A 12,275-nucleotide genomic window follows, 5' to 3' on the forward strand; every position below is an offset into this window, starting at 1 on the left:
TCCACCAGTGTACGGCGGAGCGGCGAACCCGCCACCGCACCACGGATCGGTAGTGGGCGGGCTCACCATGGTCGTCGCCGGGCGGCTCACTTGGTCAGGACGCCGCCCACCAGACCGCCCACGGTGTCGGTGGCCAGCAGGACGACCAGCACGCTGATCGCCACGAGCAGACCCAGCGAGGCGGCCAGGACGATCATGACCCTGGCCGTGCTGGACCGCTCCTCGGTGGGGGTCTCCGTCCAGCCCTGGGCCAGGATGTGCCCGGTCAACGAGCCGGAGTTCTCCTGCGGGTTGGTCGGGAAGGAGACGGTGGCGAAGCCCGGGCCTTCCGAGCCGGCACCGTAGATCGTGCCCAGGTCGGTCCCGCCGTCGAAGCGCCCGGCGGGGGCGGCGTCGGGCCGCCCGCCCGGCGCCGCCGGGCCTCCGCCACGACCCGCGTCGGCGGGGCGATCGGTCAGCCGGCGTGCCTCCCCGGGGGCCGTGGCCGGCTCGGTGCCGCCCGGCCGGCGGTCACCGGGGCTGGTCGGCGCCGGCCAGGTCGGCAGCGCGGGAGCGGGTACGGGCCCCGCGGAGACCGGCGGCGCGGACGCCGGCGGGGCGGAGGCCTGCGGCGCGGCGAACGGCGGCGCGGACGCTGGCGGGGTGGAGAGCAGCGGCGGGGAGGCCGACGGCGTGGTGAACGACAACGACGGCGCGGACGCTGGCGGGGCAGAGACAGACGGGACCGGGGACGCCGGCGGGCTCGCGGGCGCTGCCGGCGGGGCCGGGACGGGCGCGGTGGCCGTGGCGGGCGGCGGCGGGAACGGCGGCGCCGGCATCGGGCCGGGCGGTGGCGGCGGGGCGGGCACCGGCGGCCCGGGCGGCGGCGTCGGCGGACCCGGCACGGGCGGCACCGGGCCCGGTGGGGTGGGCCCCGGCCGGGGCGGCGTCGGGACGGGGATCGGCGGGGTCGGGACCGGCGGGGCCGGGGTCGGGACCGGCGGGGCCGGGGACGGCGGGGTCGGGCCGGGCACCGGCGGCACGGGGGCCGGCGCCGGCTCGGGCTCCGGCACCGGCGGCTTGGGCGGCTGTGCCGGTTCCGGCGGCTGGGCGGGCTCCGGCGGCTCCGGGTTGACCGGCGCCGCCCGGTAGACCCTCGCCTCGCCCGTGGTCGACCGGATGGCCGAGGCCTCGTCGGCGGAGACCCGTCGCATCCCGGGCACGGCGGCGCTGGCCCGGGCCGCCGCGGCCCGCTGCTCGGGGACCGGCGTGCCGGCCGGAGCGGCAGCACCGGTGGCCCGGTAGGTGGTGCCGGCGGTCGGGCGGGCCGGCGGTGCCGCGTCGCCCCTGCCGGGCGCGGCCGCGGTGGCCACGCTCACCCGGCCCCGGGCGGGCTGTCGGCGTACGTCGTCGGCGGGCGGCTCCGTCGACGGCCCCGACGTGCCCGCGGAGCCGGTGCCCGACGCCGGGCTGCCGTCGGCCGAGGTCGCGATGGACCCGCCGGTGGGCGCCGGGGCGTCGGCGCGGCTCCGGTCGGGCGTGGATCCGTGGTCGACCGGCTCCGCCGGAACCTCTTGCTCGGCCATGCTCGCCCTCCGCGCCGCGCTCGCGCCCGGATCCGCGACGTCGGACCGGGCGTGCCTGACTGTCACCGTGCCATATTCCGGCCCGGCGGCACAGCCGGAGTGCGTTCCGGGCCCCTGGCCCGTGGCGACCGGCGTCGGCGCGCCGGGCGGAGCCGGCGCGTCCCGGTCAGCTACCCGTGCTGGCCGAGGTGGTGGCTGACGTGCTGCCCTCCGGGTCGGTGCTGCTCGCCGCCGTGGTCGGCGCCACGCTGCCGGACGTGGCGCTCGGCTCCGACGAGGCCGAGCGGCTCGCCGCCGGCGACGACCCGGTCGAGGACGGCGACGGCGAGGTCGACGCACTGGGCGAGGTCGTGGGCGACGGCGAACCGGTGGGGGTCGCCGAGGGCGAGGTCGACGGGGACGGCGACGGGGAGGTGGGCTTCGGGGTCGGCTTGGGGCTCTCCGTCGGCTTCGGCGAGGGCGGCTTGCTCTGCGTCGGCGACGGCGACGGGGTGCTCGTCGGCGCGGGCACCGCCCCGATCACCCGGGTGGCGGCGTAGAGCCGGGACCAGCGCACCGTGGAGATCTTGACGACGTCGCCGGTGGTCGGCGCGTGGATCATCTTGCCGCCGCCGACGTACATGCCCATGTGGTGGATCGTCGTCCAGCTCGTGCCGGAGGCGAAGAAGAGCAGGTCACCGGGGAGCAGCGCGCTGCGGGACACGGTGCGGGACCGGGTGGCGTAGTACTGGTCCCGGGAGACCCGGGGCAGCCCGTAGTAGCCCGCCGACCGGTAGGCGGCGTAGATCAGGCCGGAGCAGTCGAACCGGTCCGGCCCCTCGGCGGCCCACAGGTAGGGGTCGCCGAGCTGCGCCTTGGCGTACGCCAGGGCCTTCAGAGCCGTGGGGTGGGCGGCCAGGCCGTTGGCGGTCTCGTTGCCGACGTAGCCGGCGCCGAGCTGCTGGTCGAGGGCCTCCTGCTGGCGCTCCAGCTCGATGAGCTGCGCGGCGTTGTCCCGGCGCAGCTTGGCCAGCTTCGCTTCGGCGTCGCGCAGGGCCTTCTCGCCGGCGGCGTATTCCGTCTGGGCGCCCTTGAGTCGGGACTCGGCCGAGACCAGTGCCTGGCCGGCCACCTGCTCGCCGGTGCGGGCCCGGGACAGCTCGCCCTCGGCGGCGGTGGTGCCGCCCTCGGCCTTCTCGCCGCGGATGATCCGGGAGAGCCGGCTCAGCTCGTGCAGGTCGTTGGCGAACTCGCCGGGCGGGAGGGCGGCGGCGGCCTTGAACGCGCCCGCGGCGGCGGCGTCGGCGCCCTCCTGGGCGCGGGCCAGCGCGTCCCGGGCGAGTGCGAGGTCGCGTTCGGCGGTGGCCCGCTGGCCCTCGGCCTCGGTGCGCTTCTGCAGCAGCACGAGCAGTTGGTCGCGGAGCTGCCCGACCTGGGCCTCGGCGGCGTAGATCTGGGTGGCGAGCGGGCCGTCGATCAGGTTGCCGGCCGGCACGCCCGGCACCCCGCCGAGGCCCGGCGCCCCGGTGACGGGCGCGCCGCCGGGGAGCTGGAGCTGACCGGTGACGGCCGGCCGGAGGCCGGTGTCGGGGACGCTGGTGGGCAGCGCCGGGTCGGCGTGGACCGGGTTGGCGAGGACCGTGGCGGCGACGGCTCCGAGCAGGGCGGACCAGAGCGCCGGACGCAGTACCGGCGAGACCACCGGGCTCCGTCGTCGCTGCCGTCGCCCGCGCCCGCTGTCGACCATTCCGCTCCCCGTCCGGCGTGGTGTCGCCGCGTCAGGGTGGACGCGGCCGTGAGGACGCTACCAGTGTGTGGCGAACGTCCCATCCTGTCTTACCTCACCCACGCAGCCATGTCGATGCGTCGAGAGGTAACGGGAGGCTGAGAGTTCGGTGAACCGGCCCACGGGGGCCGACCGTGCTGCGGCGGCGTCGGCAGGTGGACGTAGGCTCGATTCCTACCGCAGGTGGAAGGGACGTGGCTTTCGATGGACGCCGGACTCAAGCGTGAGCTCGAAGCGAAGGTGTACGCCGGCGAGCGGCTGACCCGCGAGGACGGCATCGCCCTCTACGACAGCGACGACCTGACGTGGCTGGGGCGGCTGGCCCACCACAGGCGTACGGAGCTCAACGGCGACCGGGTGATGTTCAACGTCAACCGGCACCTCAACCTCACCAACGTCTGCTCCGCCTCGTGCGCGTACTGCTCGTTCCAGCGCAAGCCGGGCGAGAAGGACGCCTACACGATGCGTATCGACGAGGCGGTCCGCAAGGCCAAGGAGATGGAGGACGAGCAGCTCACCGAGCTGCACATCGTCAACGGCCTGCACCCGACCCTGCCCTGGCGCTACTACCCGAAGGTCTTGCGCGAGCTGAAGGCGGCGCTGCCGAACGTCAAGCTCAAGGCGTTCACCGCGACCGAGGTGCAGTGGTTCGAGAAGATCAGCGGCCTGAGCGCCGACGAGATCCTCGACGAGCTGATGGACGCCGGCCTGGAGTCGCTGACCGGCGGCGGCGCGGAGATCTTCGACTGGGAGGTCCGCCAGCACATCGTCGACCACGCCTGCCACTGGGAGGACTGGTCGCGGATCCACCGCCTGGCGCACGGCAAGGGCATGAAGACGCCGTCGACCATGCTCTACGGCCACATCGAGGAGCCCCGGCACCGGGTGGACCACGTGCTGCGGCTGCGCGAGTTGCAGGACGAGACCGGCGGCTTCATGGTCTTCATTCCGCTGCGTTACCAGCACGACTTCGTCGACTCGGCGGACGGCAAGATCCGTAACCGGATCCAGGCGCGGACGACGATGGCCTCGCCGGCCGAGTCGCTGAAGACTTTCGCGGTCTCCCGGCTGCTCTTCGACAACGTCCCGCACGTGAAGTGCTTCTGGGTGATGCACGGCCTCTCGGTGGCCCAGCTCTCGCTCAACTTCGGCGTGGACGACCTGGACGGCTCGGTCGTCGAATACAAGATCACCCACGATGCCGACTCGTACGGCACGCCGAACACCATGCACCGGGACGACCTGCTGCACCTGATCTGGGACGCCGGCTTCCGCCCCGTCGAGCGGAACACCCGCTACGAGGTGGTCCGCGAGTACGATGCCGCCCCGTCCCTGGCCGAGCGCCGCGCCGAGCCGCAGCAGGTCTGGGCCTGAGCCGGCACGTAATCTCGTAGGCCATGACCGAGCAGCGGAGCGGGTTCCCCCGGCGTGACGCCGAGGGGCGCATCCTCACCCTGGGCGACCTGCTCGGGGTGAGCCTGGCCGGGCTGGTCATCGGCGTGCTGGCGGTGGTGCTGTTCGACTGGGCGTTCGCGCTGATCGGCAGCGGTGACTTCGGCCGGGCCAACGGCTGGCTGGCGGTCATCCTGCCGGCCTGGCTGTTCTGGGACGACTTCCGGGCCTGGGAGTTCGGGGCGGCCCGGGTGGTGGCGGCGCTCGTGGCGGGCGCGGTGGGGCTGGTCGCCGGGCTGGTGGTGGCCGGCCTGGCCGCCGGGCTCGCCCCGCTGGTCTCCGGCGGGCTGGGCGCGGCGGCGTTCACCCTCGGGTACGCGGTCGTCTGGTTCCACGGCGTCCACTGGCTGGCCCGCCGGACGGGCTGAACCTTCCGCCGGGGCCACCCCGGCGGCGGAGAACGGAGTGCGCAACGTGAGCGCGGCGGTCAAGTACACGCTGGGCCGGATCGGGCTGTTCGTCGCCGTGCTGGCGGCCCTCTGGCTGGTCGACATGAACCTCTTCGTCAAGCTGATGCTGGCGCTGGCCTTCTCGGCCGCCGCCTCGTTCTTCCTGCTCAAGGGCTGGCGGGACGAGATGGCGGTGGAGATGGCCGAGGCCGCCGAGCGGCGCCGCACCGAGAAGGAGCGTCTCCGCTCCGCCCTCGCCGGCGACGACCAGGGCCCGGACGGCCCCGCCGCCGAGAAGTGACGAGGGGCTCGCGCCCCGGGGTGGACCCGGGTGACGCGAACCCCTCGACCGTGCCGTCGGGCCGTCAGATCACCAGTTGGTGGAGCCTTCGACCGTCGGCCACGGCATCCGCTCGGGCTTGATCAGGTAGACGACGCCGCCGGAGCCGCCGGAGACCCCGCCGCTGGCGTTGATTCGCTTGGTCCGCAGCCAGATCTGCTCGAACTGCTCGCGCGGGTAGACGTTGCGCACCGCCTCGTTGCTGGACGAGGCGGGGTCGTTCACGATCACGTCGCCCTCGGCGGTGAAGCCGACGATTACGAACAGGTGCCCCGAGGTGCCGTAGCCCGCGCCGTCCAGCTCGCTGGCCAGGAAGGACTGGCTGGTCACCACCGGGATGCCGGCGGCGATGAAGCGCTCCACCTCGTCCAGCGAGTGCAGCCGGGTGACCCGCGCCTCCAGGCCGGGGAAGCTGGCCGCGTACGCGGTGTTGAACGGCCAGTTGCCGGCGCCGTCGTACTGGTAGTCGTAGACCATCCGGGCGGCGTGGTTGACCGTCGGGTCCGGGTAGGTCGGGTCGACCCAGGCGGTGTCCTCCTCGGACGCCTTCCGGCCCCAGTACTCGATCACCATCGTGGTGGAGGTGGGGGAGCACCAGGCCTGGCCGCCGCCGTCGTACTCGGGGTAGTGGCCGGTGTGGATGTTCTGCGAGTAGCGGGGGACGTCGAGTTCCCGGCCCCAGGCGATGCCGCCGGCGCTCGGCTCGACGGTGAACCGGTCGGGCACGTTCGAGCTCATCGCGCCCAGCGTGTGCACCACCGGGGCGGCGTGCTGTCCCGGCGCCCGGTAGAGGGTCAGCCGCAGCTGGTACGCCCGCAGCAGCACCCCGACGGAGGCGTCGTCGATGCTGAAGGTGTCGGTCCAGATGGTCGACCAGGGGTCGCCCTGCCGGTTGACGCTGGTGCGCTTGATGTCGGCGTCGCCGGAGGCCCACCGCCCCATCACGTACCACTTGGTCTGGACGCCGGTGTTGTAGGTGCCCTGCATCTCCACCTGGATCCAGGTGCCGGCCGGGGTGTCCGCGTTCCACGAGGCGATCAGCTCGGTGGCGTCGAACCCGACCTGGGTGACCGGGGAGGTCCAGGTCGCGTACTCCCAGCTCTTGGTGACGCCGGTGTGCGGGTCGGTGTAGTCGGTGGTGCCGAGCGGCGTGGCCAGGGTGACGCCCGGCCGGAGGCCGGGGACGGCCCGCGTGCCGGCGTGGCTGCCCTGACGCCAGTCGGGGTAGCGGGTCCAGTCCTGGAAGGTGATCTGCTCGTCGTGGACCACCGGTCGGGTGGTCGCCGAGGCGGCGACGGGCGCGGCGACGGCGGGTGCCGCGGTGCCGAGAAGGGTGAGCGCGGTGGCGGCCGCGAGGGTGGCCGCGCGCAGGCGTGGTCTGGACATGGGTCCTCCGCAGAGACAGGCGGATCGTTGCCGGTCAGTGTCCCGCTTGGAAGGAACTTTCGCCAGAGGTCGACGGTTGGAAAATCCTTGCCGGTGTGAGGATCAGGATGGCATGCAACAAGGCAGCGATGAATGTTGATATGACCATGTGGGCGGTGGTGGAGTGTCCTCCACCGAGCGGGATCTTCTCCCGCCCCCCGAGGAGGTTGTCCATGGCCTTCCGCAAGCCCGCCCTCCGCCGCCTGGCGCTCGCTGTCGCCGCCGGGTTCGGCCTGCTCACCGTCGCCGCCGCGCCGGCCACCGCCCGGCCCGCACCCGAGCCCGCCGCCGACTCCCCGGCGGCGTCCTACCGGGTGCTCGGTCCGCGTACGGTGGCCGACCGCACCGCGGTCGCCGGCACCGGCGCCGCCATCGACTACGTCGAGCACGGCGTGCTGAACGTCTCGGCCACCCCCGCCGAGGCGGCGGCGATCACCCGGCTCGGCTTCCGGCTGGAGGCGGTTCCGGCCCCGTCGACCGACGGCCACAGCCACGCCGAGGGGGACGTCGGCACGACCGCCTTCCCGCCCGCCGACTCCAACTACCACGACTACGCGGAGCTGACCGCCGTGGTCAACCAGGTGGTCGCGGACCATCCCTCGATCGCCCGGAAGATCAGCATCGGCTCCTCATACGAGGGGCGCGACCTGATGGCGGTGAAGATCTCCGACAACGTCGGCACCGACGAGGCCGAGCCGGAGATCCTGTTCAACTCGCAGCAGCACGCCCGCGAGCACCTGACCGTCGAGATGGCGATCTACCTGCTCAACCTCTTCACCGACAGCTACGGCACCGACTCCCGGATCACCGACATCGTCAACGGCCGGGAGATCTGGATCGTGCCGACGGTCAACCCGGACGGCAGCGAGTACGACATCGCCACCGGCTCCTACCGCTCCTGGCGCAAGAACCGGCAGCCGAACAGCGGCTCGTCGTACGTGGGCACCGACCTGAACCGCAACTGGTCCTACCAGTGGGGCTGCTGCGGCGGCTCGTCCGGCTCGACCTCGTCGGAGACCTACCGGGGCCCGTCGGCGTTCTCCGCCCCGGAGACCCAGGCGCTGCGCAACTTCGTCAACAGCCGGGTGGTCGGCGGCACGCAGCAGATCAAGGCCAACATCGACTTCCACACGTACTCGGAGCTGGTGCTCTGGCCGTTCGGCTACACGTACAACAACACCGCTCCCGGCATGAGCGCCGACCAGTACAGCACCTTCGCCACCCTCGGTCAGCAGATGGCGAACACCAACGGCTACACCCCGCAGCAGTCCAGCGACCTCTACATCACCGACGGCGACAGCATCGACTGGATGTGGGGGCAGCACGGCATCTGGGCGTACACCTTCGAGATGTACCCGGGCTCGTCCCTCGGCGGCGGCTTCTACCCGCCCGACGAGGTGATCCCCGCCCAGACCTCGCGCAACCGGGAGGCGGTGCTGCTGCTCAGCGAGTACGCCGACTGCCCGTACCGGGTCATCGGCAAGGAGGCGCAGTACTGCGGCGGTGGCGGCGGCACCACGGTCTGGTCGGACACCTTCGAGACGGCCACCGGGTGGACCACCAACCCGAACGGCACCGACACCGCGACCCTCGGGGCGTGGGAGCGGGGCGCCGCCCAGGCGACCACCTCCAGCGGCGCCAAGCAGCTCACCCCGTACGGCGGGAGCAACGACCTGGTCACCGGCCGGCTGGCGGGCACCGGGGCGGGCGACTACGACGTCGACGGCGGCGTGACCAGCGCCCGGTCGCCGGCGGTGACCCTGCCGTCCTCTGGCACGCTGACGCTCTCGCTGGCCTGGTACCTGGCGCACGGGTCGAACGCCTCGTCGGCCGACTACTTCCGGGTCAGCGTGGTGCACAACGGCGGCACCACGGCCCTGTTCACGCAGTCCGGGGCGGCCACCAACCGCGACGGCGCCTGGGCGGTGGCGAACGTCAACCTCACCCCGTACGCCGGCCAGTCGGTGCGGATCCTGGTCGAGGCGGCGGACGCCTCGGGTGCGAGCCTGGTCGAGGCGGCTGTGGACAACGTCACCATCACGAGTTCCTGAGCCCGGTGGGGCCCCGCCCCGCCCCCGGCGGGGCCCCACCACCCCCCAGCACGCGTCGATCCAGGGCATATCGCTGCTGTTGTAGATCAACAAGCGCCGATGCGACCTGGATCGACGAGGCACGTCCGGGGCGTGCGCTACGGTTCTACCGACCACTAGCAGCGAAGCCGGTGCGAAACCGGCGCTGTCCCGCAACTGTGATGCCCCACCACTCCCGGCCGAGGCCGGGCGCGGCGGGGACGAGCCAGGTCGCCTGCGTCAGTGGTCGCGACTCGCGCTCTCGAGGAAGGGCGCCTCGCGGACGGGCGCACGGGTCCCTGTCGGCGAAGCACCACGCTCCTCGACCGACAGGAGGACAGATGCTCAGACGTACCCCCCGGTTCTTCGCCGCGACCCTCGCGGTGGCCGCACTGGCCCTCGGGGCCTGCGCCGAGAAGACCACCGACACGCCCGCCGCCGGCGGCAGCTCCGCGGCGGCCGCCTACCCGGTCACCGTCGGCAAGCTCACCCTCGACAAGCGGCCCGAGAAGATCGTGTCGCTGTCGCCCTCGGCCACCGAGATGCTCTTCGCCATCGGGGCCGGCAAGCAGGTGACGGCCGCCGACGACAACTCGAACTACCCGCCGGACGCGCCGAAGACCGACCTCTCCGGCTTCTCGCCGAACGCCGAGGCGATCGCCGGCAAGAGCCCCGACCTGGTGGTGCTCTCGGACGACCGCAACAAGATCGTCGAGCAGCTCACGACGCTGAAGATCCCGGTCTACCTCACCCCGGCCGCGACCACGCTGGACGACTCGTACCGGCAGATCACCGAGCTGGGCGCGCTCACCGGCCACGCGGGCGAGGCGGCCGACGTCACCAAGCGGATGAAGGACGACATCACCAAGCTGGTCGCCGGCCTGCCGCAGCGCGCCGAGAAGCTGACCTACTACCACGAGCTCGGCCCGGAGCTGTACACCGCCACCAGCAAGACCTTCATCGGCTCGCTCTACGCCATGGCCGGCCTGGAGAACATCGCCGACCCGGCCGACGCCGACGGCAAGAACGGCGGCTACCCGCAGCTGTCGCAGGAGGTCATCGTCAAGGCGGACCCGGACTTCGTCTTCCTCGCCGACACCAAGTGCTGCCAGCAGAGCGCGGAGACGGTCAAGGCGCGCGCCGGCTGGGCGGGCATCACCGCGGTCAAGGGCAACCAGGTCGTCGCGCTCGACGACGACGTCGCCTCGCGCTGGGGCCCCCGCGTCGTGGACCTGCTCCGGGCCATCATCGACGCGGTCGCCAAGGTGCCCGCGTGAGCCGCGCCCGTCGATGACCAAGGCCCTCGACACGGCACGACCCACCCGGCGGGCCGGGACGCTACCCGCGTCCCGGCCCGCCGGGCTGCGGCCGCGCTGGCTCGTGGCCGGCGTCGCCGCCGTGCTGGTCGCCCTGGTCGCCGGGGTGTCGCTCGGCCCGGTCAGCCTGCCGCCGGGCAGCGTCGCGGCCGAGCTGCTCAACCTCGTCCCCGGGGTACGCATCGACAGCGGGCTGACCGAGCGGGAGATCGCCATCGTCACCGAGCTGCGGCTGCCCCGGGTGGTGCTCGGCCTGCTGGTCGGCGGGCTGCTCGCCCTGGCCGGCGGCTGCTACCAGGGCGTGTTCCGCAACCCGCTGGCCGACCCGTACCTGCTCGGGGTGGCGGCCGGCGCCGGGCTGGCGGTCACCGCCGTGATCACCCTCGGGGTGGGGGCGGGCGGCGCACTCACCGGGCTGCCGCTCACCATCCCGCTGGCCGCCTTCGTCGGCGCGCTCGGCGCGGTGGCGATGACCTACCTGCTCGGGGCGTCCGGCGGGCGCGCCCGCTCCACGGCGACGCTGATCCTGGCCGGGGTGGCCGTCTCCGCGTTCCTCTCCGCCGGGCAGACCTACCTGCTGCAACGCAACTCCGACAGCATCCAGCAGGTCTACTCCTGGCTGCTCGGGCGGCTCGCCACCGCCGGCTGGCACGACGTCCGGCTGGTGCTGCCGTACTTCCTCCTCACCGCCCTGGTGGTGCTGCTGCACCGGCGGGAGCTGGACGTGCTCTCCGTCGGCGACGACGAGGCCACCGGCCTCGGGCTGCACCCGCAGCGGTCCCGCTACCTGCTGATCGCCGCCGCCTCGCTCGGCACCGCCGCCGCGGTCTCCGCCTCCGGGCTGATCGGCTTCGTCGGGATCATCGTGCCGCACACCGTACGGCTGCTGGCCGGATCGAGCTACCGGGTGATCCTGCCGCTCTCGCTGCTCTTCGGCGGCGCCTTCCTGGCCCTGACGGACGTGGTCGCGCGTACCGTCGCCGCCCCGGCGGAGGTGCCGATCGGCGTGGTCACCGCGCTGCTCGGCGGCCCGTTCTTCGTCCTGGTCCTGCGTACCTCCCGGCGGGTGCTCGGATGAGCGCGCGACGTGCGCCGGCGCCGCGGCCGGCGGACGGCGGTGACCGGACGACCGGGCCCGCCGTCCCCGCCGTCGAGGTCCGCGACCTGCACGTCCGCCTCGACGGCACGCCGATCCTCGGCGGCGTCGACCTGACCGTCGCCCCGGGCGAGTGGGTCACCGTGATCGGCCCGAACGGTGCCGGGAAGTCGACCCTGCTGCGCGCCGTCGGCGGCCTGCTGCCCGCGCCGGGCGCCATCTCCCTCTTCGGTACGCCGAGCGAGGCGCTGCGCCGCCGCGACCGGGCCCGGGTGGTGGCGACCGTGGCGCAGTCCCCGGTCGTGCCGGCCGGCATGTCGGTGCTCGACTACGTGCTGCTGGGCCGCACCCCGTACATCCCGCCGCTGGGCCGGGAGTCGGCCGCCGACCTGGCCGCCGCGTACGACGTGCTCGACGGGCTGGACCTGACCGGGTTCCAGGACCGGGAGCTGGCCACCCTCTCCGGCGGCGAGCGGCAGCGGGTCTTCCTGGCCCGGGCGCTGGCCCAGGGCGCGACCCTGCTGCTGCTGGACGAGCCGACCAGCGCCCTGGACATCGGCCATCAGCAGGAGGTGCTGGAGCTGGTCGACCGGCTCCGCCGCGAGCACGGCCTGACCGTGCTCGCCACCATGCACGACCTCTCGATAGCCGGCGAGTACGCCGACCGCATGGTGCTCCTCGCCGACGGCAGGGTGGTGGCCGCCGGCACCCCGCGCGAGGTGCTGACCGAGCAGCTCCTCGCCACCTGGTACCGCGCCGCCGTCCGCGTCGTCGACGGCGACCACGGCCCCCTGGTAGTCCCCGTCCGGCCCCACCCACGCCCCTGACCCCCTCCCCTGACCCCCTCCCGCCCTTCCC

At 73.7% G+C, this 12,275-nt stretch carries 10 protein-coding genes and 1 riboswitch; of the genes, 7 read left to right on the top strand and 3 right to left on the bottom strand.

Annotated features, from left to right (window positions below):
* Positions 1 to 86: 86 nt before the first annotated feature.
* Both ACGF5G_RS00380 and ACGF5G_RS00385 read right to left on the bottom strand, forming a co-directional pair.
* Positions 87 to 1,565, bottom strand: coding sequence for a hypothetical protein (locus tag ACGF5G_RS00380; RefSeq protein ID WP_393257418.1), 1,479 nt, complete (start codon positions 1,563 to 1,565; stop codon positions 87 to 89).
* 166 nt (positions 1,566 to 1,731) lie between these two features.
* The gene (locus ACGF5G_RS00385) at positions 1,732 to 3,291 is read right to left on the bottom strand and encodes a C40 family peptidase (RefSeq protein ID WP_393257420.1); all 1,560 of its coding nucleotides are present in this window, start codon (positions 3,289 to 3,291) and stop codon (positions 1,732 to 1,734) included.
* Between the two features lie 243 nt (positions 3,292 to 3,534).
* On the opposite strand from ACGF5G_RS00385, the gene mqnE reads away from it, so the two are divergent.
* From mqnE to ACGF5G_RS00400, 3 genes are read left to right on the top strand one after another with little or no spacing between them, the layout of a single operon-like run.
* The gene (gene mqnE / locus ACGF5G_RS00390; RefSeq protein WP_393257422.1) at positions 3,535 to 4,704 is read left to right on the top strand and encodes an aminofutalosine synthase MqnE; all 1,170 of its coding nucleotides are present in this window, start codon (positions 3,535 to 3,537) and stop codon (positions 4,702 to 4,704) included.
* A gap of 23 nt (positions 4,705 to 4,727) precedes the next feature.
* Positions 4,728 to 5,150 carry a hypothetical protein gene (locus ACGF5G_RS00395; protein WP_393257424.1) on the top strand — a complete coding sequence of 141 codons (423 nt, stop codon included), beginning with the start codon at positions 4,728 to 4,730 and terminating at the stop codon, positions 5,148 to 5,150.
* A 46-nt stretch (positions 5,151 to 5,196) separates the two neighbouring features.
* Positions 5,197 to 5,472 carry a DUF4229 domain-containing protein gene (locus ACGF5G_RS00400; RefSeq protein WP_393259160.1) on the top strand — a complete coding sequence of 92 codons (276 nt, stop codon included), beginning with the start codon at positions 5,197 to 5,199 and terminating at the stop codon, positions 5,470 to 5,472.
* 69 nt (positions 5,473 to 5,541) lie between these two features.
* On the opposite strand, the gene ACGF5G_RS00405 is transcribed toward ACGF5G_RS00400, so the two are convergent.
* Positions 5,542 to 6,897, bottom strand: a complete 1,356-nt coding sequence (locus ACGF5G_RS00405) for a C39 family peptidase (protein ID WP_393257426.1) — start codon at positions 6,895 to 6,897, stop codon at positions 5,542 to 5,544.
* Between the two features lie 212 nt (positions 6,898 to 7,109).
* Between ACGF5G_RS00405 and ACGF5G_RS00410 the strand changes: the two genes are divergently transcribed.
* The 4 genes from ACGF5G_RS00410 (at position 7,110) to ACGF5G_RS00425 (ending at position 12,244) form a co-directional block, all read left to right on the top strand.
* Positions 7,110 to 8,987 carry a M14 family metallopeptidase gene (locus tag ACGF5G_RS00410; protein ID WP_393257428.1) on the top strand — a complete coding sequence of 626 codons (1,878 nt, stop codon included), beginning with the start codon at positions 7,110 to 7,112 and terminating at the stop codon, positions 8,985 to 8,987.
* 166 nt (positions 8,988 to 9,153) lie between these two features.
* Positions 9,154 to 9,236, top strand: a riboswitch (cobalamin riboswitch).
* 110 nt (positions 9,237 to 9,346) lie between these two features.
* Positions 9,347 to 10,282, top strand: a complete 936-nt coding sequence (locus tag ACGF5G_RS00415) for an ABC transporter substrate-binding protein (protein WP_393257430.1) — start codon at positions 9,347 to 9,349, stop codon at positions 10,280 to 10,282.
* 13 nt (positions 10,283 to 10,295) lie between these two features.
* Positions 10,296 to 11,399, top strand: coding sequence for a FecCD family ABC transporter permease (locus ACGF5G_RS00420; RefSeq protein WP_393257432.1), 1,104 nt, complete (start codon positions 10,296 to 10,298; stop codon positions 11,397 to 11,399).
* Entirely contained in the window at positions 11,396 to 12,244 is an 849-nt protein-coding gene (locus tag ACGF5G_RS00425) for an ABC transporter ATP-binding protein (protein WP_393257434.1), read from the top strand. The genes ACGF5G_RS00420 and ACGF5G_RS00425 overlap by 4 nt, the downstream gene beginning before the upstream one ends.
* Positions 12,245 to 12,275 lie beyond the last annotated feature (31 nt).

The sequence above is a fragment of the Micromonospora sp. NPDC047730 genome, assembly GCF_043204765.1.
In the GTDB taxonomy this organism is placed as follows: Bacteria; Actinomycetota; Actinomycetes; order Mycobacteriales; family Micromonosporaceae; genus Micromonospora.

What these genes read in the sequence shown, in the direction of transcription:
- ACGF5G_RS00380 (WP_393257418.1), bottom strand. Translation starts at nt 1,565, where the DNA reads ATGGCCGAGCAAGAGGTTCCGGCGGAGCCGGTCGACCACGGATCCACG.
- ACGF5G_RS00385 (WP_393257420.1), bottom strand. Translation starts at nt 3,291, where the DNA reads ATGGTCGACAGCGGGCGCGGGCGACGGCAGCGACGACGGAGCCCGGTG.
- mqnE (WP_393257422.1), top strand. Translation starts at nt 3,535, where the DNA reads ATGGACGCCGGACTCAAGCGTGAGCTCGAAGCGAAGGTGTACGCCGGC.
- ACGF5G_RS00395 (WP_393257424.1), top strand. Translation starts at nt 4,728, where the DNA reads ATGACCGAGCAGCGGAGCGGGTTCCCCCGGCGTGACGCCGAGGGGCGC.
- ACGF5G_RS00405 (WP_393257426.1), bottom strand. Translation starts at nt 6,897, where the DNA reads ATGTCCAGACCACGCCTGCGCGCGGCCACCCTCGCGGCCGCCACCGCG.
- ACGF5G_RS00410 (WP_393257428.1), top strand. Translation starts at nt 7,110, where the DNA reads ATGGCCTTCCGCAAGCCCGCCCTCCGCCGCCTGGCGCTCGCTGTCGCC.
- ACGF5G_RS00415 (WP_393257430.1), top strand. Translation starts at nt 9,347, where the DNA reads ATGCTCAGACGTACCCCCCGGTTCTTCGCCGCGACCCTCGCGGTGGCC.
- ACGF5G_RS00420 (WP_393257432.1), top strand. Translation starts at nt 10,296, where the DNA reads ATGACCAAGGCCCTCGACACGGCACGACCCACCCGGCGGGCCGGGACG.
- ACGF5G_RS00425 (WP_393257434.1), top strand. Translation starts at nt 11,396, where the DNA reads ATGAGCGCGCGACGTGCGCCGGCGCCGCGGCCGGCGGACGGCGGTGAC.